This window comes from Mesorhizobium sp. CA10, from assembly GCF_020165285.1.
In the GTDB taxonomy this organism is placed as follows: Bacteria; Pseudomonadota; Alphaproteobacteria; order Rhizobiales; family Rhizobiaceae; genus Mesorhizobium.
This window is the reverse complement of sequence record NZ_JAIUHV010000009.1, coordinates 115,648-138,562: the sequence shown is the minus strand read 5'-3', so window position 1 is coordinate 138,562 and position 22,915 is coordinate 115,648. Positions and strand designations below refer to the sequence as shown.

The 22,915-nt window shown below is 64.0% G+C and carries 22 protein-coding genes; 9 read left to right on the top strand and 13 right to left on the bottom strand.

Going from position 1 to position 22,915, the window contains the following annotated elements; translation table 11 throughout:
- Positions 1-291: 291 nt before the first annotated feature.
- A complete protein-coding gene (locus tag LB535_RS19620) occupies positions 292-1,350 on the top strand; it encodes a dipeptidase (RefSeq protein ID WP_224633374.1) in 1,059 nt (352 codons plus the stop codon).
- 288 nt (positions 1,351-1,638) lie between these two features.
- On the opposite strand, the gene LB535_RS19615 is transcribed toward LB535_RS19620, so the two are convergent.
- The 4 genes from LB535_RS19615 to LB535_RS19600 form a co-directional block, all read right to left on the bottom strand.
- On the bottom strand, positions 1,639-1,890 hold the full coding sequence (locus LB535_RS19615; protein WP_224633373.1) for a hypothetical protein: 252 nt from the start codon (positions 1,888-1,890) through the stop codon (positions 1,639-1,641).
- A gap of 2 nt (positions 1,891-1,892) precedes the next feature.
- Positions 1,893-3,131, bottom strand: a complete 1,239-nt coding sequence (locus LB535_RS19610) for an aminomethyltransferase family protein (protein WP_224633372.1) — start codon at positions 3,129-3,131, stop codon at positions 1,893-1,895.
- Positions 3,132-3,342: 211 nt separating this feature from the next.
- Positions 3,343-4,917 (bottom strand): phytoene desaturase family protein, encoded by a 1,575-nt coding sequence (locus tag LB535_RS19605; protein WP_224633371.1) that lies wholly within the window; start codon positions 4,915-4,917, stop codon positions 3,343-3,345.
- Positions 4,904-6,523: a phytoene desaturase family protein gene (locus LB535_RS19600; RefSeq protein ID WP_224633370.1), complete on the bottom strand. Its 1,620-nt coding sequence runs from the start codon at positions 6,521-6,523 to the stop codon at positions 4,904-4,906. Before LB535_RS19600 ends, LB535_RS19605 begins: the two co-directional genes overlap by 14 nt.
- A 253-nt stretch (positions 6,524-6,776) precedes the next feature.
- On the opposite strand from LB535_RS19600, the gene LB535_RS19595 reads away from it, so the two are divergent.
- The 4 genes from LB535_RS19595 (at position 6,777) to LB535_RS19580 (ending at position 10,721) form a co-directional block, all read left to right on the top strand.
- Positions 6,777-7,571: a class I SAM-dependent methyltransferase gene (locus LB535_RS19595; protein WP_224633369.1), complete on the top strand. Its 795-nt coding sequence runs from the start codon at positions 6,777-6,779 to the stop codon at positions 7,569-7,571.
- Between the two features lie 6 nt (positions 7,572-7,577).
- The gene (betI, locus tag LB535_RS19590) at positions 7,578-8,264 is read left to right on the top strand and encodes a transcriptional regulator BetI (RefSeq protein WP_224633368.1); all 687 of its coding nucleotides are present in this window, start codon (positions 7,578-7,580) and stop codon (positions 8,262-8,264) included.
- Between the two features lie 79 nt (positions 8,265-8,343).
- Entirely contained in the window at positions 8,344-9,426 is a 1,083-nt protein-coding gene (locus tag LB535_RS19585; RefSeq protein WP_224633367.1) for an ABC transporter substrate-binding protein, read from the top strand.
- Positions 9,423-10,721, top strand: coding sequence for a flavin monoamine oxidase family protein (locus LB535_RS19580; protein WP_224633366.1), 1,299 nt, complete (start codon positions 9,423-9,425; stop codon positions 10,719-10,721). The genes LB535_RS19585 and LB535_RS19580 overlap by 4 nt, the downstream gene beginning before the upstream one ends.
- On the opposite strand, the gene LB535_RS19575 is transcribed toward LB535_RS19580, so the two are convergent.
- Genes LB535_RS19575 through LB535_RS19565 form a run of 3 tightly spaced genes read right to left on the bottom strand, consistent with a single transcriptional unit; the run spans position 10,685 to position 13,531 of the window.
- A complete protein-coding gene (locus LB535_RS19575; RefSeq protein WP_224633436.1) occupies positions 10,685-11,758 on the bottom strand; it encodes an ABC transporter ATP-binding protein in 1,074 nt (357 codons plus the stop codon). The genes LB535_RS19580 and LB535_RS19575 overlap by 37 nt on opposite strands.
- A 37-nt stretch (positions 11,759-11,795) precedes the next feature.
- Entirely contained in the window at positions 11,796-12,617 is an 822-nt protein-coding gene (locus LB535_RS19570) for an ABC transporter permease (RefSeq protein ID WP_224633365.1), read from the bottom strand.
- A complete protein-coding gene (locus tag LB535_RS19565; protein WP_224633364.1) occupies positions 12,614-13,531 on the bottom strand; it encodes an ABC transporter permease in 918 nt (305 codons plus the stop codon). The genes LB535_RS19570 and LB535_RS19565 overlap by 4 nt, the downstream gene beginning before the upstream one ends.
- 290 nt (positions 13,532-13,821) lie before the next feature.
- Between LB535_RS19565 and LB535_RS19560 the strand changes: the two genes are divergently transcribed.
- On the top strand, positions 13,822-15,240 hold the full coding sequence (locus tag LB535_RS19560; protein WP_224633363.1) for an aminotransferase: 1,419 nt from the start codon (positions 13,822-13,824) through the stop codon (positions 15,238-15,240).
- Positions 15,241-15,284: 44 nt separating this feature from the next.
- On the opposite strand, the gene LB535_RS19555 is transcribed toward LB535_RS19560, so the two are convergent.
- Both LB535_RS19555 and LB535_RS19550 read right to left on the bottom strand, forming a co-directional pair.
- Positions 15,285-16,487, bottom strand: coding sequence for an aromatic ring-hydroxylating oxygenase subunit alpha (locus LB535_RS19555; RefSeq protein ID WP_224633362.1), 1,203 nt, complete (start codon positions 16,485-16,487; stop codon positions 15,285-15,287).
- 27 nt (positions 16,488-16,514) lie between these two features.
- Positions 16,515-16,898, bottom strand: a complete 384-nt coding sequence (locus tag LB535_RS19550) for a hypothetical protein (RefSeq protein ID WP_224633361.1) — start codon at positions 16,896-16,898, stop codon at positions 16,515-16,517.
- 68 nt (positions 16,899-16,966) lie between these two features.
- On the opposite strand from LB535_RS19550, the gene LB535_RS19545 reads away from it, so the two are divergent.
- Positions 16,967-17,377, top strand: a complete 411-nt coding sequence (locus LB535_RS19545; protein WP_224633360.1) for a hypothetical protein — start codon at positions 16,967-16,969, stop codon at positions 17,375-17,377.
- Positions 17,378-17,638: 261 nt separating this feature from the next.
- Here LB535_RS19545 and LB535_RS19540 read toward each other — a convergent pair whose 3' ends face one another.
- Positions 17,639-19,741 carry an ATP-binding protein gene (locus tag LB535_RS19540; RefSeq protein ID WP_224602333.1) on the bottom strand — a complete coding sequence of 701 codons (2,103 nt, stop codon included), beginning with the start codon at positions 19,739-19,741 and terminating at the stop codon, positions 17,639-17,641.
- Between the two features lie 153 nt (positions 19,742-19,894).
- Positions 19,895-20,623, bottom strand: a complete 729-nt coding sequence (locus tag LB535_RS19535; protein WP_224633359.1) for a response regulator — start codon at positions 20,621-20,623, stop codon at positions 19,895-19,897.
- Positions 20,624-20,716: 93 nt separating this feature from the next.
- Here LB535_RS19535 and LB535_RS19530 point away from each other — a divergent pair, with 93 nt between their 5' ends.
- On the top strand, positions 20,717-21,418 hold the full coding sequence (locus tag LB535_RS19530; protein WP_140692892.1) for a response regulator transcription factor: 702 nt from the start codon (positions 20,717-20,719) through the stop codon (positions 21,416-21,418).
- A gap of 74 nt (positions 21,419-21,492) precedes the next feature.
- On the opposite strand, the gene LB535_RS19525 is transcribed toward LB535_RS19530, so the two are convergent.
- Together LB535_RS19525 and LB535_RS19520 are read right to left on the bottom strand one after the other, a co-directional pair.
- Positions 21,493-21,657 carry a hypothetical protein gene (locus LB535_RS19525; RefSeq protein WP_224633358.1) on the bottom strand — a complete coding sequence of 55 codons (165 nt, stop codon included), beginning with the start codon at positions 21,655-21,657 and terminating at the stop codon, positions 21,493-21,495.
- Positions 21,658-21,688: 31 nt separating this feature from the next.
- Positions 21,689-22,021, bottom strand: a complete 333-nt coding sequence (locus LB535_RS19520; RefSeq protein WP_140842958.1) for a hypothetical protein — start codon at positions 22,019-22,021, stop codon at positions 21,689-21,691.
- A 348-nt stretch (positions 22,022-22,369) separates the two neighbouring features.
- Here LB535_RS19520 and LB535_RS19515 point away from each other — a divergent pair, with 348 nt between their 5' ends.
- Positions 22,370-22,825, top strand: a complete 456-nt coding sequence (locus LB535_RS19515) for a L,D-transpeptidase (protein WP_224633357.1) — start codon at positions 22,370-22,372, stop codon at positions 22,823-22,825.
- The last annotated feature ends 90 nt before the right edge of the window (positions 22,826-22,915 follow it).

Below are 22,915 nucleotides of genomic sequence, written 5' to 3'. Positions count from 1 at the left end.
CCGTCTTTCCCTTCTCCCCCTGTGGGAGAAGGTGGCCGCGCAGCGGCCGGATGAGGGGTGTTCCAGCGGAGTGAGACGTTCGCATTCCCTGGAACACCCCTCATCCGTCTCGGCGCTGCGCGCCGATCCACCGCCCGGGGCGGGCCACGCGTCTCGCCCGTCCTTCGGACCCCACAAGGGGAGAAGGGGAAGCTCTTGGCATTTGCACCGCCCGGTCATCTTGCCTAAGTTGACGGTTCGCCCGGACGAAACCTGTCGTCCCGCCCATCTCCGATTTGAATGGCTTCCCTGATGACCGATACCGACCTGATCCCCGTTTTCGACGGACATAACGACACGCTGCTTCGGCTCTACCAGTCGAAGGAAGCCGACGTCGAAAAGCTGTTCAACGAGGGGACGCCGGGCGGGCATATCGACCTGCCGCGCGCCAGGAAGGGCGGCTTTGCCGGCGGCATGTTCGCGATCTTTCCGCCTCCGGTCGAAAAGTCGAAACGCAGCGCCGTGCCGCCGGCACCGAGCGACAATGAACCGCTGCCGCCGGAACTGCCGCAGGCCGAGGCGATCACCTCGACCATCGGCATGGCTTCGATCCTGTTCCGGCTGGAGCGCGCCGGCGCATTGACCGTCTGCCGCAGCGCCGGCGATGTGCGGGACGCGATGGCCAAGGGCTCGATCGCGGCGGTGTTCCACATCGAAGGCGTCGAGGCGATCGATCCCGGGCTTGCCATGCTCGATGTGCTTCACGCCGCAGGGCTGCGCTCGCTGGGCATCGTCTGGAGCCGCCCCAACGCCTTCGGCAACGGCGTGCCGTTCCGCTTTCCGTCCTCGCCCGACACCGGGCCTGGTCTCACCGATGCCGGCAAGGCGCTGGTCAAGGCGTGCAACCAGCTCAGGATCATGATCGACCTCTCGCATCTCAACGAGAAAGGTTTTCGCGACGTGGCCGAGCTTAGCGATGCGCCGCTGGTCGCGACCCATTCCAATGTGCATGCGATCTGCGGCCATTCGCGCAACCTGACCGACTGGCAGCTCGGCGCGATCCGCGAGTCCGGCGGCATGGTGGGCCTGAACTTCGCCACCGGCTTCCTGCGCGAGGACGGCCGCATGAACGCCGACACCAGCATTGATATCATGGTGCGCCACATCGACTCGCTGTTGCAGGCGCTGGGTGAAGACGGGGTCGGGCTGGGCTCGGATTTCGACGGCGCGATGATCCCGGCCCCCATCGGCGACGTCGCCGGTCTGCCGAAGCTCATCGACGCGCTCGCCGCGCGCGGTTTCGGGCGCGCGCTGATCGAGAAGATCGCTTATCGGAATTGGTTGAGCGTGCTTGAGCGAACGATCGGATAAGCCTCCCGTGTGAGTGCATGATCGCAGATTAAAAGATTGGAACCCAGCGCTTTTCACGTCGTCATTCTAGGGCGAAGCAGGAGCGAAGCTCCGTCGCGAAGACCCTAGAATCCATGCCGTTACCTTGGTCGAAGGGAGCGGCAGCGCAGAATTCTGCACCGTGGCAACGCCTCGAAGTCACGGAATGGATTCTAGGGTCTGCGCGCGTCGCTCCGCTCCTTGCTCCGCCCTGGAATGACGATCGCGCGGCACCGCCTCGCGCGGTGCCGCCATCCGCGTACGTTCTGCCTAAGCACCCATGCGCTTCAGCCATTCCTTGCCGACGCCGCTGTCGCGGATGATTAGCAGGGGATCCTCATGGTCGAGCCGGGCGCAAATGCGGTAGACCTCGAGCGTCTCGGCGTTCATCTCGCCGCGCTTGACGAAATACATCGCCGCCGCGTAGCGGGTGCGGCCGGACCACATCTCGCCGAGTGGCGTGTTGACCAGTTGCCACTGCTCGGCGGCTTCTGCTTCCAGGTCTTCCGCTTCGCTTGCCATAGTCAAAAGTCCGCGGGCGGGTTGGCGGTGCGGCGGTCGAGCTTGATGAAGGGCCTCGGCACCACCTTCGCCTTCTTCATCAGCTTCTGGTACTGCAGCTCGCGCATGGCGTAAATCTCGACCCACAGGTCGTCGACGATCATGTCGCCATAGGGCCGCTGCAGCGAGGCGAGCGCGATGTTGCGCTTGGCCATAGGCGACCACATCGCCGCGCTGACCAGCCCAACCTCCTGGCTTTTCTTGTAGTAGACGATCGCATGCTCGGCCGGGATGTTGCCTTCGATCTCCAGGCCGACCAGCACATGGCGCAGCTTCTTCTTCGTCCGGGCTTCGAGGATGGCGCGGCGGCCGTTGAAATGGCCTTTGTCCGGATCGATCATGAAGCCGAGGCCGATCTCGTCCGGCATGCGCAGGCGGTCGGCGCGGATCGCGTGCTCGGCAGCTGTGAAATCGGCATTGGCGACGATCAGCCCCGCCTCCAGCCGGGCTCGGTTCAGCGCGGTGTAGCCAATGGCGCGGATGCCGCGCAGCTCGCCCGCCGCCATCAGCCGGTCCCACAGGCTCAGCGCCTTGTCGGCCGGCACGAACAATTCGTAGCCGAGATCGCCGGTGAAGCCGGTGCGCGAGATGGTCACGGCAGCGCCGTCATGCGCGAACTCGGCGAGGTCGAAGATTTTCAACCGCTCGACGCCGGCAAAGCCCGCCTCGCGCAGGATGGCGAAGGAGGTCGGGCCCTGCAGCGCCAGTGAGGCGACCGCTTCGGTCTCTTCCTCGACACTGATCTCATAGCCGATCGCGCTGTCGAGCAGCCAGGGCAGATGGCGCTCTTGCGAGCAGAGACGGAAGCGTGTCGGCGAGAGCCGGAACAAAGTGCCATCATCAAGGACAAAGCCATCGTCGTCGCACCAGGCGGTGTAGTGGACGCGGTCGGGTTTCAGTTTGGTCACGTCTCGCAGCGTGACGCGGTCGAGATAGGCTTCGGCGTCCGGGCCCTCGATGCGGTACTTGGTCATCGGCGAGATGTCGAAGAGCGCCGCCTGGCTGCGGATGGCGAAATATTCGAGCTCCTCGTCCCACAGCGAATGCGGCGCGCGGTAGCCGGCCCAGTTGTACCAGTCGTTCGTCAGCGCCAGCGCGTCGATGCGCGGCTGGAAGGGGGTGCCCATGCGCAAAGTGCGGAAGTGGGATTGGGCGGCTGTACGAGTGTCGGCCGAGGGCTTGATCGTGGGATGATGGTTCATGAGGGCGTTCCTTCACGCCCCCCTCTGTCCTGCCGGACATCTCCCCCTCTAGGGGGGAGATTGGCTGTCGCTGGCGATTTCGCCAACCTTCGACGTCGCAGGAGGTGAGCCGGGCGTGGGGACAGCCGATCTCCCCCCAAGAGGGGGAGATGCCCGGCAGGGCAGAGGGGGGCGCCGTAGAGCGCTGCGTTTGTGAGGAGCGAAATCATCCTCACCCCCTCATCGCGATGATGCGGCGCGCGGCGTTGAGGCCGGGCGCGCCGGAGATGCCGCCGCCCGGATGCGAGCCGGCGCCGGCGAGGAACAGGCCTTCGAGCGGCGTGTCGTAGCCCGACCAGCCGGAGACCGGCCGCGACATCAGCATCTGGTCGGCCTGCAACTCGCCATGGTGCCAGTGGCCGCCAGGCATGCGGTAGCGCGCCTCGATGTCGGCGGGCGTCAAAAGCTCGGCGTGGCTGACCGTTGCGCCGATGCCGGGCGCATAGGTCTCGAGCTGCGCCATGATCGCCTTGAGGAAGCGCGGCTTGCCGGCGCCCCAGCCCTCTCTCAACGCATAAGGCGCGTACTGCACCACGGCCGAAAGCACGCAGGCGCCGAATGGGGCGAGCGATGGGTCGGCCAGGCTGGGCAACGTGATCTCCATCACCGGCTCTGGCGAGAAGTCGCCATATTTCGACGGATTGAAGGCGCGCTCGACATGGTCGGGCGAAGGCGCGACGACGAGGCGGCCCTTGTGGCCGGCGGCGTCGACGCCCGAAAATTGCGGCGGCCGGTCCAGCGCCAGATGCAGCTTGGCCGCATCGCCCTTCATGCGGATGTTCTTCACCTTGCGCACGAAGCCGGTGTCAACCTCGCGCGGGCCGACAAGATCGAGGATCGTCGTCGCCGGGTTGATCGCGGAGACGACGATCTTGGCCTGCAGCGTTTCGCCGCCCTGCGTGACGACGCCGACGGCGCGGCCCTTCTCGACGATCACCTTGGCGACTGGCGAGGTCGGGCGGATCGAAACGCCCGCCTTTTCCGCCGCCGCGCGGATAGCGGCGACCACAGCGCCCATGCCGCCTTTCGGCTGGACCTGCGCGCCGGCAAGGCCGCCTATTTCGCCGGCCAACCTGTAATAGAGGCCGAGCAGCGAAGTCGGCGAGCGCGGCCCAAGATGCGAGCCGAGCGTAGCGTCGAAAGCAAGCAGGCCCTTCAACCGGTCGTCCGACAGCTGCTCGTCGAGCAGGTCGTAGACATTCATCAGAAGCACGCGCAGGAAATCGCGCATGTCTTCCTTGCCGAGCCGCTTCAGCGCCAGCGCGGTCTGGCCGAGCCCGGCCATTTCTGCCAGCGACATGCCGGCAAAGTCCGGCGGCCGGCGCGACAGGAACGGTTTCAGCACGCCGGCATAGCGCAGCAATTGCGCGCGCAGGTCTTTCCAGGCGGACTGTTCCGAAGGGCTGGTGCCCGTCAGCACCTCGCCATAGGCGCCGTGCAGCACCAGCGGGTCGTCCTTCGACAGCGCCACCGATGGCACGAGGTCGCCGCGCTCGACCTTCAGGCCGTGGCGTTCCAGCTCCAGCGTTTTCACCACATCGGGATGCAGGCGATTGAGCAGATGGGCGACCGCCGAAACGCGGAAGCCGGGCGCGAATTCCTCGGTGCGCGCGGCGCCGCCGACCTCGTTGCCGGCCTCGAGCAGCAGCACCTTGCGTCCCGACTTGGCCAGCGTGGCGGCGGCGACGAGGCCGTTATGGCCGCCGCCGATGACGATAACGTCCCAGTGCACTTCAGATGACGTCATGGGCCGGGCTCATATGCAGGGTTGGCTTGGCGAGGTCGCGCAGGATCTCGGCGGCGGCGTTGCGTCCGGGCGCGCCCATGACGCCGCCGCCCGGATGGGTCGAGGAGCCGGACATATAGAGCCCGCCGACCGGAGAACGGTATTGCGCGTAGCCCGGCACCGGGCGGTTGAAGAGCAGCTGGTCGAAGGTGAGCTCGCCCTGGAAGATGTTGCCTTCGGTAAGGCCGACCTCGGCCTCGATCTCGCGCGGCGTGCGCACCTCCATATGGACGATGCGGTCGCGGAAGCCGGGCGAATATTGCGCGATCTGGGAAATCACGCTGTCGGCGAAGCCGTCGCGGTCGGCATCGGTCCATTCGCGGCCGTCGATCTTGGGCGGCGCGTATTGCACGAAGCAGCTCATGAAATGCTTGCCCGGCGGCGCCATGGTCGGGTCGAGCGTGGTCGGGATCATCATGTCGAGGAAGGGATCGGCCGACCATCGTCCGGCCTTCCAGTCGTCATAGGCGCGCTCCATGCGCTCGATGGAATCGGTGAAATGCATGTCGGCGCGGTAGACCGGCGAATCCTTCGACAAAGCCGGGAATTCGGGCAGGGAATCGAGCGCGATGTTGACCTTGCCCGACGAGCCGCGGATCTTGAAGTTCCTGACGCGGCGCAGGAAGATGTCGGGCAGCTCCTTCTCCTCGACCAGCTTCAGGAAGGTGTGCTTGACGTCGGCATTGGAGATGACGAGCTTGCCGTCGATCTCCTCGCCGCCGGCAAGCACCACGCCCTTGGCCTTGCCGTTCCTGATCAGCACCTGGTCGACCTCGGCGCCGGTGCGGATGGTGCCGCCACTGGCCTTGAAGGAGGCGGCCAGCGCCCTGGTGACGGCGCCCATGCCGCCGCGCGCGTAGCCCCAGGCGCCGACCGAGCCGTCGACCTCGCCCATATAATGATGAAGCAGCACATAAGCCGTGCCGGGCGACATCGGGCCCAGCGCCGTGCCGATGATGCCGGACAGCGCGAAGTTCGCCTTGATGACGTCGGTCTCGAAATACTCGTCGAGGAAGTCCGAGATCGACATCGTCCAGAAGCGCAAGGTCAGCGCCATCTCCTCGGCCGAGAGGCCGGCGAATTTCTTGCCGAGATAAAGCAACTCGCCCAGGTCGCGCGGCCTGAAGCTCGTCGGGTCGGGCGCGGTGCGCATCAACAGCGGCTGGATGAAACGGCACTGCCTCGTGACGTCGCGCGAATAGCGGTCATAGGCCTCGGCGTCGCGCTTCGAAAAGCGGGCGAACTCGCGGCGATGCGCGTCGTGGTCGCGGTAGTTGGCGAGGTAGTCGCCGTCGCGCGTGAATACCGCGCCACCCTCGTAGGAGATAACCTGCAGGCCGAAGCGCGGCAACTCCAGGTCGCGCATGATCTCGGGCCGAAACAGCGAGCAGACATAGGAACAGTTGGAATAGAGGAAGCCCGGCGTCAGCTCGCGGCTGGTGGCCGCGCCGCCGACCCAATCGTTCTTCTCGACCACCAGCACGTCCAGCCCGGCGCGCTGCAGATAGCAGGCGGTGACCAGCCCATTATGGCCGCCGCCGATGACGATCGCGTCCCATGCCTTCATGCGCGCCGAACCTCCCGCCGGTTGCCCTATCTACTTGTTTCTCCGCAATTCCGGTCGGAGAACCGCATCCCGCTTTCCTGGAATTGCTCCGTGCGTCTTGTTCCCGATTGCCCGAATTTGGCACGGACCACAGTTTTTTGTCCAGCCATATTGAATGAATGTTCAACAAATGGTGTTGCGTTTTCCTGTTGATGCGCTAGGCTTTGGCAGCATTCTGGACTGATCCACATCGGCATTTGAGGTTGAGGATCCGATGATCGAGACGGCCGACGCCGAGCCGGAATATGACGACACCGCCATCCGCTTCCTCGAAGTGCTGTGGGGCGAAGGTTACTTGTCGCCGGGCGGTCCGGACGAGGTCGACCACGTCGTCGAAGGCCTCTCCCTCAAGGGCAAAACGATCCTCGATATCGGTTGCGGCGCCGGCGGCATCACGCTGCATCTGACGGCAACGCACGGCGCGGCTCGAGCCACCGGCTTCGACGTCGAAAAGCCGGTGATCGAGACGGCGAGGCGAGGGGTGATCAGGAAGGGCCTCGAGGACCGTGTCAGCTTTGTCCAGCCCCCGCCGGGACCGCTTCCTTTCACGAACGCTTCCTTCGACGTCGTCTTCTCCAAGGACGCGCTGCTGCATGTGCCGGACAAGGACTCCCTGTTCGCCGAGATCTTTCGCGTGCTGAAGCCCGGCGGAGTGTTTGCCGCGTCGAACTGGATGATTTCGCATGACGGCGAGCCGTCGCCTCAGATGAAGGCCTATATCGCAGCCGAAGGGCTCTCCTTCGCCATGGCCTCACCGGCGCGCTATGCCGAGGCGATGCGGCGCGCCGGCTTTACCGACATTACGGTCCGCGACCGCAATCCATGGTACCGCGAGGTCGCGCGCGAAGAGCTTTCGCGGCTCAAGGGACCGCTCTACGCGCGGGCCGCGGCAGCGGTCGGCGCGGCCTATGTCGACAAGAACATCAAGACCTGGGAGGCGATGCAGAAGGTGCTTGACAGTGGCGAGCACCGCCCCACTCATCTGCGCGGTTGGAAGCCGGTCGGATAGCCGGCAATGCTGGAGACCGTCACACCCATGAAGACTGCAGAGGCGAGCGATGCTCTCCCCGAAACGGCGCGGAAAGGCGATGCCGAAAAGCGTGGCCGCAAGGCCTCGAAAGAGGTCCGGCGGCTGCAGCTGATCGAGGCGACGATCGATTCCCTGGCCAAGCGCGGCTATGCCGAAACGACGATGGCGGACGTGGCCGACGGCGCGGGCCTGTCGCGCGGCATCGTCAACTTCCATTTCGAGAGCAAGGAAAAGCTGCTGATCGCCACGCTGCAGCACATGTATGACGAATATTCGGCGCATTGGCGCACTTCCCTGCAGAAGGCGGGCGACGATCCGGCGAGACAGCTGCAGCATCTGGTATGGGCCGATTTCGACCGCTCGATCTGCAACAAGCGCAAACTTGCCGCATGGCTCGCCTTCTGGGGCGAAGCCAAGTCGCGGCCGACCTACCAGGCGCTGAGCAGTTCGCGCGACGCCTATTACCAGCAGGTCTTCATCGATCTCTGCACGACGCTCAAATTGAGCGGCAACTACACCTATGACCCGCAGGTCATAGCGCTGGCGCTCAGCGCCATGCTCGAGGGCTTGTGGCTGCGGCTGATGATGGGGACTGAGGACACCACGCGAGAGACCGCATTGCAGGCGGCGAATGCGTTTTTGGCCGCCGCCTTCCCGAAACACTTTGGCTAGCAAAAGATGGGGTTAGCAAAAGCCGGGGTTAGCAACAGCCTGCCAACAAGATCGGCAAACCAAAAGAGGATGGAACAGCATGAAGAAACTCAGCCGACGCCTGACATTGACCCTGGCGCTTGGGAGCGTGCTCGCCGCTTCGGCGGCGGCGTTCGCGGTCGCCGCCGACAAGGATCTGATCGTCTTCGACTGGTCCGGCTATGAGGATCCGAGCTTCCACGGCAAGTATGTCGAGAAGAACGGCGATTCGCCGACCTTCGCCTTCTTCGGCGACGAGGACGAGGCGTTCGAAAAAATCCGCTCCGGCTTCAAGTCCGATCTCGGTCACCCGTGCTCGCAGAGCGTGGTGAAGTGGCGCGAGGCGGGGCTGCTGCAGCCGCTCGACACCTCCAAGATCGCAGGCTGGAAGGATCTCAACCCCGGCATCATGGCGATGAAGGACCTTGCCACGACGTCCGACGGCAAGGCCTGGTTCATGCCGTGGGACTGGGGCAATACCCAACTCACCTACAATTCCGACAAGATCGCCGCAAAGGACGTGCAGTCGCTGAAGGCGTTCGCCGATCCGAAATACAAGGGCAGGGTTTCGATCGGCGACAATGTCGACGACGCCTACGCGCTGGCCAGCCTCGCCATCGGGCTCAAGGACTGGACCAAGATGACGGACGACCAGTTCAAGCAGGCATCCGATTTCCTGCGCCAGGTGCACAAGAATGTGCGCTCCTACTGGACCGACACCACCGACATCGTGCAGCTGCTTTCTGGCGGCGAGGTCGACCTCGCCTGGGCCTGGAACGATGCGACCGTGCAGTCGGTCAAGGCCGGCGTGCCGATCAAATCCAAGAAGGACACCGACGAGGGCATCTCGACCTGGGTCTGCGGCTACGTGCTGTTCAAGGACGCGCCCGGCAACGTCGACAAAGCCTATGACTACCTCAACGCCGTCAACGATCCGGAAGTCGCCAAGGTGCTGGTCAAGGATTGGGGCTATGGCCAGGCCAATGCCAAGGGCATGGCCGGCGTCGATCCGGCGGTCCTGAAGGAAAAGGGCTACGACAACGTGGAAAAATGGGTCGACAAGACGCTGTTCCAGCAGCCGCTGCCCTCGGAGCTCAAGCTCAAGATGATCGCCGAGTTCGAGAAGATCAAGGCCGGCTATTGAGCAGCGTCATCGAAAGGACCGACGTCGTCATCGTCGGCGCCGGCTTCACCGGCCTGTCCGCCGCGCTCGAATTGAAGCGCGCCGGCATCGATTTCCTTGTGCTCGAGGCGCGCTACCGCGTCGGCGGCAGGGTAGAGGCTGTGCGCAATGGGCTCGGCGAATTGGTCGACAGCGGCGGCCAGTTCTTGTGCGTGGACATGCCCGAAGTGATGGCGCTGGCGAGGGCCTACGGCAAGAGCTTCGTCGAGACCTATGTCGAGGGCGAATTCATCACCTACCCGTCGATGACGCCGGCGCGGGCGGAGCGGACCTATCATGTCGCGATGGCAATCCGCGAGCGCATGAACGGGATCGAGCCGGACGATCCGTCGATCGCCGGGTTGACCGTGGCGACATGGCTCGAGCGCCAGGCGGACACGGCCGACGCCAAGGCAGCCTTCCGTTCGATGATCGAGGGCCTGTGGTGCCTGCCGCTGGACCAGGTGCCGTTGTGGTACCTGATCGACAATGATCACCGCATCACCAACGAAGTGTTCGAGCTGCAGTATTTCCTGCGCGAGACGATGCAGTCGCTGGCCGATGATCTGGCAGCAGATCTCGGCAACCGCCTGCGGCTGGGAGAAGCCGCAACGCGGATCGAGCGCGGGCGGCAAGGCATTCGCGTCGTCTCGACCGGTGGCGTTGTCGAAGCGGGCGCAGCGCTGGTCGCCTTGCCGCCGGCGACGGCCGCGAAGCTCGATTTCGCGCCGCGTTTGCCGACTGAGCTGGCGAGCGCGCTCGGTGTCTGGGAAAGCGGCGCGGTGATCAAGATCCTGGTGCGTTACGCAATGCCTTTTTGGCGCGAGCGCGACCTGTGCGGCATGGTCATGTGGCGCGACCAGCCGGGGCTGTTTGCCTGCGACGCCAGCATGGATGCCGACCATGCCGCGCTTGTCGTCTTCGTCGGCGGGCCGCTGGCGCTGCGCTGGCATCCGCTCGGCGAGGCGGCGTTGCGTGCGGAAATCATCGCGAGGCTTGTCCAGGCGCTCGGCCCGCGGGCCGCCGACGTCGTCGATTTCAGCTCGCGCGACTGGACGCATGACCGCTGGAGCGGCGGCGCCTATAGCGACCTCATCACCGATGTCACCGCGCGGTATGCCGAGCGCGTGATCCTTGCCGGCGCGCCGCTGGTCCATTTCGCATGTTCGGAACTGTCGCCGTCATTTCCGGGCTATGTCGAGGGTGCGATCGTGGCGGGACGCATCGCTGCTGCAAAGATTCAGTCCGCCATCGCCACCAGCGCCTCGGGGTCGTAGGCGAGGCGGATCGGCGCGCCGACCGGAATGTCGTCGGCGCCGAAATCGTTGGTCTCGGTCACCGAAAGCGGCTTTTCCAGTCCCGGTATCTCGACGATCAGATGCGTGATCTCACCGAAATAGTGGCGCTCGACGACCTTGCCGGCGACCTCGAATTTTGCTGACGCATTGTCCCACAAAACACGCAGGCGTTCGGGCCGGATGCCGAGCGTCGCGGCGCCGCCATTGCGCACGAAAGCCCTTGGCTTGTCGGTCCTGACGCGGCCGAAGCCCAGCGTGTCGAGCACCAGCGAAGCGCCGTTCTCCTCGACGATCTCGGCCTTGACGAAATTCATGCCGCCGAGGAAGTCGGCGACCTGGCGGTTGACCGGGCGCTGGTAGATTTCCTTCGGCGAAGCGACCTGTGCGATGCGGCCGCCGAACATCACCGCGATGCGGTCCGACATCGCCAAGGCTTCGTACTGGTCGTGCGTGACCAGAACGAAGGTTATGCCGACGGCCTGCTGCAGGCGGCGCAATTCGACCTGCATCTGCTCGCGCAGCTTCTTGTCGAGCGCCGAAAGCGGCTCGTCGAGCAGCAGCACCTTGGGCCGCATGACCAGCGCGCGGGCCAAAGCCACGCGTTGGCGCTGGCCGCCGGAAAGCTCGGTGGCGCGGCGCTTGCCGAGGCCGGTGAGCGAGACCTGCGTCAGCGCTTCCTCGACGCGGCGTTTCTCCTCGTCGGCGCCGAGCTTCAGCCGCTTGAGCCCATAGGCGACATTCTGCTCGACATTGAGATGCGGGAAGATCGCATAGCTCTGGAAGACCATATTGGTCGGCCGGCGGTTGGCGGGAATGCCGTCCATCGGCTGGCCGTCGACGGCGATGGAGCCGCTGGTCGGCGTGTCGAAACCGGCGATCATGCGCAAAAGCGTGGTCTTGCCGCAGCCGGAAGGCCCGAGCAGCGAGAAGAACTCGCCCTCCCTGATCGCCAGCGAGGCATTGTCCAGCGCCTTGAACGATCCGTAGCTGCGGGTAACGTCGCGGATCTCGATCATGGTGCGATCGGTTTGGGTGCGCTCGGACTGGACCCGCTCAAGCATAGAGGCCTCCCTCGTTCTGGGTGCGTCTCGCCGCGCGGCGGCGCAGGATTTCGGCAATCGTCATCAACAGGAAGGACGCGAAGAGCAGCAAGGTGCCGAGCGCCAGCACGCCGGGAAGCTTGGCCGCAAACCGCAACTGGCCCCAGATGTAGATCGGCAGCGTCGCCTCGGTGCCGGTGAGGAAGAAGGCGATGATGAATTCGTCGAGCGAGATGGTGAAGCAGACGAGCAGGCTGGAGATGATCGCCGGCGCGACCATCGGCAACGTCACGCGCCGGAAGGTGCCGAACGCGCTCTCGCCGAGATCGGCCGAGGCCTCCTCGAGGCTGCGATCGAAACCCTCGAAACCGGAGGTCAGCACGGTCATCGAATAGGGAATGCAGACCAGCACATGGCCAAGCACCACCGTGAACAGCGACAGGCTCAAGCCCAACTGCAGCATGACCAGCAGCATCGAGATGGCGACGATCACCTCCGGCAGCACCAGCGGCGCCATGATCAGCCCGTTGATGGCGCGGCGGCCGGGGTAACGGTAGCGGGTGATCGAGCGGGCGGCGAGGATGCCCAGCACCGTCGACAGGATCGAGGCGGAGATGCCGACGATGATGCTGTTCCAGGTGGCGTCGATCAGCGCCGGCGTGCGCGGCAGGTCTTCGTACCAGTGCAGCGTGACGCCCGAGAGCGGGAATTTGGGCGTCGCCGCCGCGTTGACCGAGAAGATCGGCAGGAACACCACCGGCAGGTAAAGGAACAGCAGATAGAGGACGGCATAGCTCGACAGCCAGCCGGGCAGGTAACGTCTGATCGCCGTCATCGTGCCAGCCTCTGCAGGGCGCGGAAGACCAGCACAGTGGCGCCGGCCATCAGCGAGACGATGATCATCGTGGTGACGGAAAGTGCTGCACCCAGCGGCCAGTTCGACGCCTTGCCGAATTGCGCCTGGATGGCGTTGGCGATCATGACGCCGTCCTTGCCGCCGACGAGCTTCGGCGTGACGTAGTCGCCGACGGTCGGGATCATGACGATCAGCGCCGCCGAGATGATGCCGGGCGCCGACAGCGGCAGGGTGACGCGCAGGAAGGAGCGCAGCGGCCCGTCGCCGAGGTCGGTCGCCGCTTCGACCAGGGTCCGGTCGACCTTCTCCAGCGAAACGAAGATCGGCAGGATCGCGAAGGTCGCCCAGGCATGGGTCAGCGTGATGATGACGGCGGTGGAATTATAGAGCAGCGCCGTCGACGGCTCGTCGATGATGCCGAGGCCCATCAGGCCGGAGTTGAGCACGCCATTATAGCCGAGGATCACCTTCCACGACATCACGCGCAGCAGGTAGCTGGTCCAGAACGGGATGGTGATGAGGAACAGCCACAGGCTCTTGTGGCGGCCGCCATGGAAGGAAATGAAATAGGCGATCGGATAGGCCAGTGCCACGGTGAGCAGGCTGACGGTCAGCGAGATGTAGAGCGAGCGCCAGAGCAGGTCGCGGTAGATCGGCTCGGTCAGCGCGATCCGGTAATTCTCCAACGTGAATGTGTGATCGATGGTGAGATAGTTCTGCGTCCAGAAAGAATGGGCGATGACCACCAGGATCGGCAGGACGAGGAGAATGAGGGCATAGACGAAGGTGGGACTGATCAGGGCAAAGCCCTGGATGGCTTCCGATTGCAGAAGGGGACGTCGTCTCGATCCCGCCATGCGCAACGGGGGCGACCCTTCCGCGGCAACCGTCATTGCAACGCTCCGGGCGTGATTTCGGTAGCTGGCTCGGACTGTCCCGCCATGCGCCTTCCCATTCGTGGCGCCGGCTGCCTGTTCCCGAATTATGCTTGGAGCGCGATCGCTCCCTGGCTTGCCGGCTTTCTTTCATCATGAGCGCATCCGCCGATTGAAATCAAGCGCTATTTCTGCGATATTGATTGAACGGATATTCAAAATGAAGTGATGAAAAGCTGAATTTCCATGGTTTTCCGCACAATTTGATATCCGGTGGAAACTCAAAAACCTGGCAATGCGAGGCGAAAATGGCGGCTCAAAGCAAGATCAAGGCAAGCGAACTCATCGATGCCGGCGATGACGACGCGGTCGAGCTCGCCAAGCGCCATCTCTTGCAGCCCTGGCCCTATGCCGGCTCGGTCGGCAACGAGGCGCGCGCGCTGATCGGCGAGGGCGACGGCATCTACATCACCGACGGGTCCGGCAAGCGCCTCATCGACGGCCCAGCCGGCATGTGGTGCGTCAATGTCGGCCATCGCCGCGAGGAGCTGGCCAAGGTCATGTACGACCAGGCGATGGCGCTCTCCTACAACACGCCTTGGTATACGATGAACGCGCCGTCGGCCGAACTGGCCCGGCGCATCGCGGACGCAGCGCCCGGCGACCTCAGCCACACCTTCTTCACCACCGGCGGCTCTTCGGCGGTGGAGACGGCGCTGCGCTTCATGCAGTTCTACAACAATGTGCGCGGACGGCCGGAGAAGAAGCTGATCCTCAGCCGCGGCGGCGCCTATCATGGCTCGACCTATCTATCGGCCTCGCTCAACGGCCGGCCGCGTGACCGCGACTGGATGGACGGCGCCGACGATCTGGTGGTCAAATTGTCCTCGCCCGACCCGTTCCGGCGGCCGAAGGAGATGAGCATCGCCGCCTTCATCGATTTCCTGGTCGACCAGTTCCGCGACACCGTCGCGCGCGTCGGCGCGGAGCGCATCGGCGCTTTTGTCGGCGAACCGGTACAGGCTTCTGGAGGCGTCATCGTGCCGCCGGACGGATACCTGAAGCGCATCCGCGAGATCTGCCGCGAGAACGACATCCTCTATGTCTCGGACGAAGTGGTGACCGGCTTCGGACGGCTCGGCCATGTCTTTGCCTCAGGCGACGTGTTCGGCATCGACCCGGACATGATCACCTTCGCCAAGGGCGTCACATCGGGCTATTTCCCGCTCGGCGGCGTCATCATCTCCGAGCGCCTGCTCGAAGAGCTGCGCCGCTCCAACCATCCCGATGCGCTGTTCGGCCATGGGCTCACCTACACCAGCCATCCGATCGGCTGCGCCGTCGCGCTGAAGAATCTCGATCTTCTGGAAGAGGGCGTGCTCGCCCACGCGCGCGAGATCGCGGCCTATTTCCAGGCGCGACTGAAGACGCTGGAAGAGTTGCCGCTGGTCGGCGAGGTGCGTGGCATCGGGCTGATGGCTTGCGTCGAATGCGTCGCCGACCGCGACAGCAAGGATCCGCTGCAGCTCGACAAGAATGTGGGCAAACGCATCGATGCGCATTGCCACGAGCTCGGCCTTCTGGTGCGGCCGCTGATCAACATGTGCGTGATGTCGCCGCCGCTGATCATCAGCCGCGAGCAGGTCGACGACATGGTGGCGATCCTGCGCGAAGGTATTTCACGCACCATGGATGATTTAAGGAAGGAAGGGGTCTGGCGGGGGTGACGGCCCTTTTCCTTCTCCCCGTCGAACGGGGAGAAGGTGAGAGCTCATCCCCTCGACCTCAGCGCGTCGTTCAATCCCCACATGTCCTTTTCCTCGGGTGCCGTCTCCAGGTTCAGAACCGGGATCTGCCTGCGCAGATGGTCGTGGTGGGTGCGCACGCCGTATTCGAGGTCGGAGAGGTAAAAGCCCTCGAAGGCTTCCGACAGCATGGATTCGTTCGACCACACCGAGAGCTGCACGTCCTCGCTCATCGTGTCGCGGTCGATGCGATAGGCGAGGTAGCGGGCCGCCGCCTGTTGGCGCGTCTCGTCCTTGTAGCGGTAGATGGCGCCGCGCAGCAGCGTCTCGCCGGTCGATAGCGGGAACTCCTGATAGAACTGGACGGATTCCGGCATGATCGACAGCGCGTTGTTGGGGAAGATGCCGTAATAGATCCAGGCCTTGCGCAGATGTTCCGGCAGATGCGTGGCCTCGGGCGCGAGCTTGATGTACTCGCGAACGCTCCAGCGCCGCCCGGCATGCGGATTGTAGGTGGCGAAGGACCGCGACACGCCGTTGATGAAGGGCTCGTCAAAATAGGTCGCGCCATAGAGGTCCTGCAACGCGGGATGCGCCATGGCGACGTGGTAGCCTTCATTGTCGACGTCGCGCACCGACTTCCAGTTGACCGGCGAATTCTGGGTCCAGATACCCCAGGAAGGGATCATGTCGGCGACATTGTAATGCGCCATCTCGGCCTCGATCGGCTTCAGCAGCTCGGCCACCGAAGGCTGCGGGCCGCCCTTGCGGAAGCGGATGAAAATGAAGCCCATCCAGATTTCGAGGTCGAGCGGCATCAGGCCGAACTCGGCCTTGTCGAGCTCGGGGAACGAGCCCGGACGGGCAGCACCGCGCAGCGTGCCGTCGAGATTGTAGACCCAGCCATGGAATGGGCACACCAGGGCGTTCTTGCAGGTGCCCTGGCTGTCGGCGACGACGCGGCTGCCTCGGTGGCGGCACATGTTGTTGAAGGCGCGCACGACGCCGTCCTTGCCGCGCACGATCAGTGCGCGCTCGCCGATGACATCCATGGTCAGATAGTCGCCGGAATTGGGCACGTCGGAAACGTGGCCGGCAATCTGCCAGTGGTTGCGGAAGACGTACTCCTTCTCGAGCTCGAGAAGGGCGTTGGAATGGTAGCTCCACCCCGGCAAACCCCGCCGGACCCAATCGTTGGGGATCGCCACGTCACGGAGGTGCGGGTTCATGAATATGCTCTGCTTTTTGTTGAATACTCATTCAATATAAGCATATTTTTCATTGAAATGCAATGGCTTGCGGAAATGGAAAAATTCCATGGCGGCAAATCCGGCCCCGCCCGGGCTGGAAAAATCCCGGAAAATCCGGGTCTTAATTGAGGAAGCGGAACGGCAATTCAGAAGGCGGATACCCGTCTCGGAGAAGGCCTGGCTCGACGAGCCACAGGCGTGCGGCAGACAGCGGCGGAGCGCTCGATTCAGGCGTTGCTGTGTGAGGCTGTTTACAGTCGGGCCGGCGCGGCAGGCGCATATCTGTGCCGACCATTTCGATGGCCGCTCGAATGGTTGCCTCGGATTGGGAAGGCTGGCGCGCCCGGCATCTGTTTCAATCCTGTTACACAGGCAATCATCGCCGACCATCCGGCAGTTACCTGGTGCGATTATGTTCGTTTCATAGCAAAAAAGAAAGACAACGAAGGGAGCAACCGATGTTTGCGAAAGTTCGCACCACCGATGCCAATCGCCGCCTGAGTGGCCCGGAACGCAATGACCGCCGGCCGAAGCTTGCGCTGCGGCAGCGCGCCAGCGACCATCCGATGGCGATGTTCATGTTGATCGGCGCCTGCGCCTTTGTCGCCATGCTGGCCGCGCCTGCCTCAGGGCCGGCTTTCGCCTCGATCAATCCGCCGGCCAATGTCGTCGAGGGCGCGCAGACCACGCTCAAGACCGCTCGCCTGCCAGAATCCACGATCGACTTTGCCTGCAAGGGTCAGAACTGGGGCGCCGAGAGCCTTGAGTGCCTGCGCGCCATCGCCGAGCAGTCCGGCCAGCACAGGGAGCGCGCGGTGCGCATGATCGCCAACGCCGCGCCGCTCACCAACACGCCGAACGTTTTTTAAGACCTCCCCTGAGCGCGCCCTCCTGCGCTCCAGTCAGGCTCCCGCCGTGGAAATCGGTCGGGAGCCTCTTTTTTTGGTGCCTGTCGATATTCAGGTGAGGCCGGCCTGCGAAGGGCAGCTTCCTGCGCTTCCGGTGCTCACGTACTGAAAGTACGCTCCGCTCCGGTTCTCGGAAACCACCCTTCTCGGCTCGGCCTGACCTGAATCTCAACAGACCCCGCGGCGGCGCTCATGAGAGCTCGGCCGCGTAGTCGGCCCGCTTTAGATGTGGGCGCCGTTGTCGGCGGCGGCTTCGTCGGCAATGGTCGAGAGGATGCCGCGGACGTCGAGCGTCGAGAATGGCTTTTCCAGGATGTGCGGGCGCTGCTGCGGCGGCAGCGCTTCGATTTCCGCCTTGGCACCGATCAGATCGCCGGTGACCAGCACGAAGCGCTGCGCCAGCGCGGGCCGCTGAGCAAGCAGTTCGCGGTAGATCGCAATGCCGCTGATGCCCGGCATGCGCAGATCGGAAAAAACGATGTCCGGCGGCATGTAGCCATTCAACACGTCCGCCGCCGATGTCCAGCTTGCCACGACGCGCGACTTCACGCCCATCAGTTCGAGTATGTCGGACAACGAGCCGGCGACGTCCGGCTCGTCGTCGATCACCAGTGCGTGGCGCAGCCCGCTTGAACGCGCCGGACCTTCGCCGGGCGCGGCGCTGCCGCCCGCGATCGCCGGCAACTGCACGACGAAGCGCGCACCTTGCGGCTCGACCTCCTCGAACCAGATGTTGCCTTTGTGGCGCTCGACGATCGATTTCGAGATCGACAGGCCGATGCCGGTGCCGACGCCGACCGGCTTGGTGGTGAAATAGGATTCGAAGATGCGCGAGCGGATCGCCGCGGGGATGCCCGGGCCGTTGTCCTCGACCGAGAAGCCCGGATTGCCGTGCTCGTTGCGGAACGTCCGCACCTTGATGCGCCGTTCGCCGGCGATGCCGGCAAGCGCATGCTGGCTGTTGATGAGGAAGTTTGCCGCGACCTGCGTGATGTGGTCGGCGTCGGCCATGGCAAGCAGCGGCCCGCCGGTGAAATCGGTGTCGATGATGATGCCGCTGGAGCGCGCGCCATAGGCGGTGACTTCGAGCGCCGAGCGCACCACCTGGTTGAGATCGGTCTCGGCCTGCTCGGTCGGGTGCAGGCGCACCATCGACAGGAAGCTCTTGACGATGCGGCCGCAACGCTCGGCGGCGGCGCGCACTTTCTCGGCGCGGACCTTGGTCTGCGGATCGCCGGCGAATTCGTGCAGCAGCGTCGACTGCGCCACAACCACCGCAAGCGGGTTGTTGAGCTCATGCGAGACGCCGGCAAGCAGCGAGCCCATCGCCGCCATCTTTTCGTTCTGGTGCAGCTTCTCGCGCTGACGATTGATCTCTTCCTCGGCCTGCAGCTTTTCGCGCAAGTCGCGGATCGAGCCGAAGATCAGGCGGCGGTCGGCAACCCGCATCTCGGTCGCCGTCAGCTCGATCGGGAAAATCTCGCCGGCAGCGTTCTGCGTGACGGTCTCCAGCCGCTGGCCGACCATCGGCGCGCCGCGGCCAGCCATGTATTCGGCGCCAGAGGCATAGCCTTTGCGGTAGTATAGCGGAACGATGGTATCGAGCAGGTCCTTGCCGAGGATTGCGCTGCGCTGGAAGCCGAACATCTTCTCGGCGGCCGGATTGAATTCGATGATCGAACCCGTCTCGTCGATGACGATGATGGCGTCCAGTGAGGCCTGCAGCATGGTGCGGCGGATCACTTCACTGGCATGCGCTTCCGATGGCGAACGCTCGATGGCGTCGCCGATCGCCAAAGCGATGATGTGCAGCGTCGCTTCTTCCTCATCCGTCCATTCGCGCTCAGCGATGCAGTCATTGATGGCCAGCGTGCCCCAAAGGTGGCCATGCGCGAACACGGAGACGGACAGGAACGACTTGATGTTCTGCTTCTCGAAATCGGCCCGCAGGAAACCCTCGAGGTCGCGCGTGTGGCCGGAGAAAATCTTGCCTTGCCGCTCGTCCTCCTGCAACTGCTCCAGCAGCGAGTCCGAGTTGATGATCGACTGCATGATCACCGTGGGCGAGGCCAGCTCGCCGCCGAAGTCAGGGTCGATCCAATAAGCGGCGACGGACTGGGCGAAGCCTTCGCCCGGCAATTCACGCAGGCGGAAAAGGATGCCGCGCTGGCAATCCATCTTGCGGCACATCGTCGCCAATATGTCGTCCATCTCGCGCTGCCAGTCGCCTGCCTCGCGCAGGCGGCGCACGACATGGACAGCCGCCATGGCGGCGCCGCCCGGACGCGAGCCATTCGTATCGGTGCGTGCTGCATCAGCAGTCATGGTCATCCAAGGCCCGGACGTCGGTCGTTCAGAGCGTCCCTCCGTTCCACGGAAACGGCGAACCGCTCTACCGCTTTGTTTTGACGCAATTCCGGACGGAAGGCTACGGCCAAGGCGCCGAGCCTAGCCGTTTCATACCATTCCCGGAATGCTCTAGTTGGCGTCGCCGCTCGGCAGCGAGAAGATATAGCCTTCGCCGCGCACCGTGCGCAGGAATTTCGGATTGGCGGGGTCGGCCTCGATCTTCTTTCGCAACCGCATGATGCGGATGTCGACCGCGCGCGAGGATTCCGGATCCTCGACGAAGCCGATCGCTTCCGAAATCGCCGCTCGCGTCAGAAGCCGGTTGGCGCGGGTGAGAAAAACCTCGAGCACGTCGAACTCGCTTTTGGCCATCTCGATCACCGCGCCATTGGCGCCGATGACCAGACGGCCGTCGAAATCGGCCTGGAAGCCGCCGAAAGTCACGAAACGGCGATTTGCGGTTTCGGCCTTCGCCGCCTGCGGCTCGGCTGGCTGCGGCACGCGGCGCAGCACGCTGCGCACCCGCGCCAGCACCTCGCGCAATTCGTACGGCTTGACGATATAATCGTCGGCGCCGAGCTCCAGTCCGACGATGCGGTCGAGCGCGGTGCCGGCGGCCGTGGCATAGATGACGCCGATCTGCGTTTTCGAGCGCAGCCAGCGGCCGAGCGACAGCCCGTCCTCGCCGGGCATGGCGATGTCGAGGATGGCGAGGTGGAAGGACTGCGCCTCGAACAGTGCGCGAGCGGCGGCCGCATTCTCGGCCGCGACGACGTCATAGCCGCTGGCGCCGAGATATTCGGCCACAGCCTCCCTCAGATCCGGTTCGTCCTCGACGACGATGATACGTGCCTTCACGACGCGCTCGCTCCCGCTTTCAGCAGAAAGTAGATTGGGTATAAACATGATGTCCAGCACTCATCTCGAGTTGTCTGTGGCGGGGTGAAGAAAATGGCCGCACGATCCGTCATTGCGCTTGTGTCCGTCGCCGAGGTGGTGGCCAAAAATCTCGCCGACCATCTCGAACGGCGCGGGCACGATGTGCGCCAGGCGCGCCAGCCTTGGGAGGCGGAGACGCTGCTTTCGGCCGGCGGCATCGATGTCGTGGTCGTTGGCGACGACGTCACCCAGGCCGAGGGCCGCGAACTGCTCAGGCGTTACAGCAGCCAGGGCGGGGGTGGCGAGGGCGGTCCCGACTTCATCCTGATCTGCCGGCCGCGCGACCTTGTCGACAAGGTGCTGGCGCTCGAGCTGGGTGCCGCCGACGTCATCGAAAGCCCGCTCAACGTGCGCGAGCTTGCCGCGCGCATCGGCGGCCTGCTGATGAGACGCGGCAGGGCCGGCGGCGAGCTGATCGTGCTGGAAAACGCCACCGTCGACCTGCGGTCGGCCATGGTGATGCATCGCTCGGGCGCGGAGGAGCAGCTTTCCCCGGGCCAGGTGGCGCTGCTCAAGCTGTTCCTGGCCAGCCCGCGCAAGGTGCTGACGCGCGACGATATCATTGCCGCGGCGCCGGCGGAGAATGCCGACGCTTTCGACCGATCGATCGATTCGCGCATCGTGCGGCTGCGCCGCAAGCTCGACACCGAGACTATCACCACCATCAGGGGCGCCGGCTATCGTTTCGATCCGCCGGTTCCACGCAACGAGTAAGCTTTGATCAGTGAGGCTTTTGAGCATCGGATTCCCCAAAGCGGTGATCATTTGGGTCCGACAACGCCTGGCGTTCAGCGCACGACGAAGACCGAGGGTCCAGTTGGAACGTTCGCGCTGACGGTTATCCCGGCCTGGGCGCGATCCTTTAGCAATACCGTCGCAAGAGCGGCAAAGCCCAGCAAACCCTGCGCGTAAAGCAGCGCGGAAAGCACCGAGGCGGCAAGTTTCGTCTTCATCTCTTCAAATCCTCGATCTCGAAATCGGGCTTCAGGAAACTCCCGAAGCGCCCGCGCCGCTGACGGAGCCCCCCGCTGCGGCGCGGGCCTTCGGTCCTCTCGGCAGCAAGTAGCCGGAGGGGCCGCGCGTCCTCATCAACCGGAGGCCGACCCGCCAGAAGGCCTTCAGCCGGTGGACGCGCAGGCTGGACAAAATCCAGACCGTGGCGATGAACAGAGCCATGTGCAGCGTCGAAACCTCGCCGGAAGTCATCGCCGCCAGCGTCGTCGCCGGCTTGCCGGCTACCGAGCCGGCGCCGCCGAGCACGATCGCCGCGACGCTGATCCTGAGAAACCAGGAGCGGAGTTTCGATTTCCTGCCCATTTTCGTTTGTGGATGTCTGTTCCCGTTGCGTCAAATTTGATGCCGGCCTGTATCCAAATCATGCCGCCGCAGATGCATTTTGTTGCAGATCGGTTTCGAAAGTGGGTCCTAGTCTTTCATATACATATGAAATGAACTTTCGTTTCTGGCCGAAGCCGATTGTGCGACGCCTGACCGCCACCTCTCGCAAAGGTCCGCGGTACTGCTCAACCGGCCTCGCTGTTAATTTGCAGAAACGAATTCGAAACAGAAACGAGTATTAAGCGAAATAGGTCTGAAACGGACGAGCACGATAAGGCCCCATCGAAATTGAAGCCGGACACAACGGCAAAAAACAGAGGGATCGTCATGCACACCGCCATTTCGGCCAAGCTTATCCATATCACCGCCGCCGCGCTCACCGGCGCGGCGCTTCTGTTCGGCGCCGGCAATGCCGCCCACGCCAACCAGCTCGTCGCCAAGGTTTCGCTGTCGCAGCAGATCATGGAAGTCACGGTCGATGGCCGCCCGACCTACATCTGGAAGGTCTCGACCGGCAGCAGAGGGCACATCACGCCGACTGGCTCGTTCAAGCCGACCCGCTTGCACGAGATGTGGTATTCGAAAAAATACGACAACGCGCCGATGCCGCATTCGGTCTTCTTCAGCGGCGGCTATGCCGTCCACGCCACCTATGCCGTCAGCCATCTCGGCCGTCCCGCTTCCCATGGCTGCGTGCGGCTGCATCCCGATGCGGCGGCCGATTTCTATCAATTGGTCGAGGCCTTCGGCCCCGGCAACACCAGCATCATCATTGTCAAGTAACGCCCTGGCCAAGTAACCGGCTGGGTAAGAGTAGCAGGCAGGTTGCCGCCTTCCACCGATCGCGAAGCTGTGAGGCAGCCGCCAAAAAAA

Coding starts and splice junctions, on each gene's coding strand:
- LB535_RS19620 (WP_224633374.1), top strand. CDS start 292: ATGACCGATACCGACCTGATCCCCGTTTTCGACGGACATAACGACACG.
- LB535_RS19615 (WP_224633373.1), bottom strand. CDS start 1,890: ATGGCAAGCGAAGCGGAAGACCTGGAAGCAGAAGCCGCCGAGCAGTGG.
- LB535_RS19610 (WP_224633372.1), bottom strand. CDS start 3,131: ATGAACCATCATCCCACGATCAAGCCCTCGGCCGACACTCGTACAGCC.
- LB535_RS19605 (WP_224633371.1), bottom strand. CDS start 4,917: ATGACGTCATCTGAAGTGCACTGGGACGTTATCGTCATCGGCGGCGGC.
- LB535_RS19600 (WP_224633370.1), bottom strand. CDS start 6,523: ATGAAGGCATGGGACGCGATCGTCATCGGCGGCGGCCATAATGGGCTG.
- LB535_RS19595 (WP_224633369.1), top strand. CDS start 6,777: ATGATCGAGACGGCCGACGCCGAGCCGGAATATGACGACACCGCCATC.
- betI (WP_224633368.1), top strand. CDS start 7,578: ATGCTGGAGACCGTCACACCCATGAAGACTGCAGAGGCGAGCGATGCT.
- LB535_RS19585 (WP_224633367.1), top strand. CDS start 8,344: ATGAAGAAACTCAGCCGACGCCTGACATTGACCCTGGCGCTTGGGAGC.
- LB535_RS19575 (WP_224633436.1), bottom strand. CDS start 11,758: ATGATCGAGATCCGCGACGTTACCCGCAGCTACGGATCGTTCAAGGCG.
- LB535_RS19570 (WP_224633365.1), bottom strand. CDS start 12,617: ATGACGGCGATCAGACGTTACCTGCCCGGCTGGCTGTCGAGCTATGCC.
- LB535_RS19565 (WP_224633364.1), bottom strand. CDS start 13,531: ATGACGGTTGCCGCGGAAGGGTCGCCCCCGTTGCGCATGGCGGGATCG.
- LB535_RS19560 (WP_224633363.1), top strand. CDS start 13,822: ATGGCGGCTCAAAGCAAGATCAAGGCAAGCGAACTCATCGATGCCGGC.
- LB535_RS19555 (WP_224633362.1), bottom strand. CDS start 16,487: ATGAACCCGCACCTCCGTGACGTGGCGATCCCCAACGATTGGGTCCGG.
- LB535_RS19550 (WP_224633361.1), bottom strand. CDS start 16,898: ATGGTCGGCGATGATTGCCTGTGTAACAGGATTGAAACAGATGCCGGG.
- LB535_RS19545 (WP_224633360.1), top strand. CDS start 16,967: ATGTTTGCGAAAGTTCGCACCACCGATGCCAATCGCCGCCTGAGTGGC.
- LB535_RS19540 (WP_224602333.1), bottom strand. CDS start 19,741: ATGACTGCTGATGCAGCACGCACCGATACGAATGGCTCGCGTCCGGGC.
- LB535_RS19530 (WP_140692892.1), top strand. CDS start 20,717: ATGGCCGCACGATCCGTCATTGCGCTTGTGTCCGTCGCCGAGGTGGTG.
- LB535_RS19525 (WP_224633358.1), bottom strand. CDS start 21,657: ATGAAGACGAAACTTGCCGCCTCGGTGCTTTCCGCGCTGCTTTACGCG.
- LB535_RS19520 (WP_140842958.1), bottom strand. CDS start 22,021: ATGGGCAGGAAATCGAAACTCCGCTCCTGGTTTCTCAGGATCAGCGTC.
- LB535_RS19515 (WP_224633357.1), top strand. CDS start 22,370: ATGCACACCGCCATTTCGGCCAAGCTTATCCATATCACCGCCGCCGCG.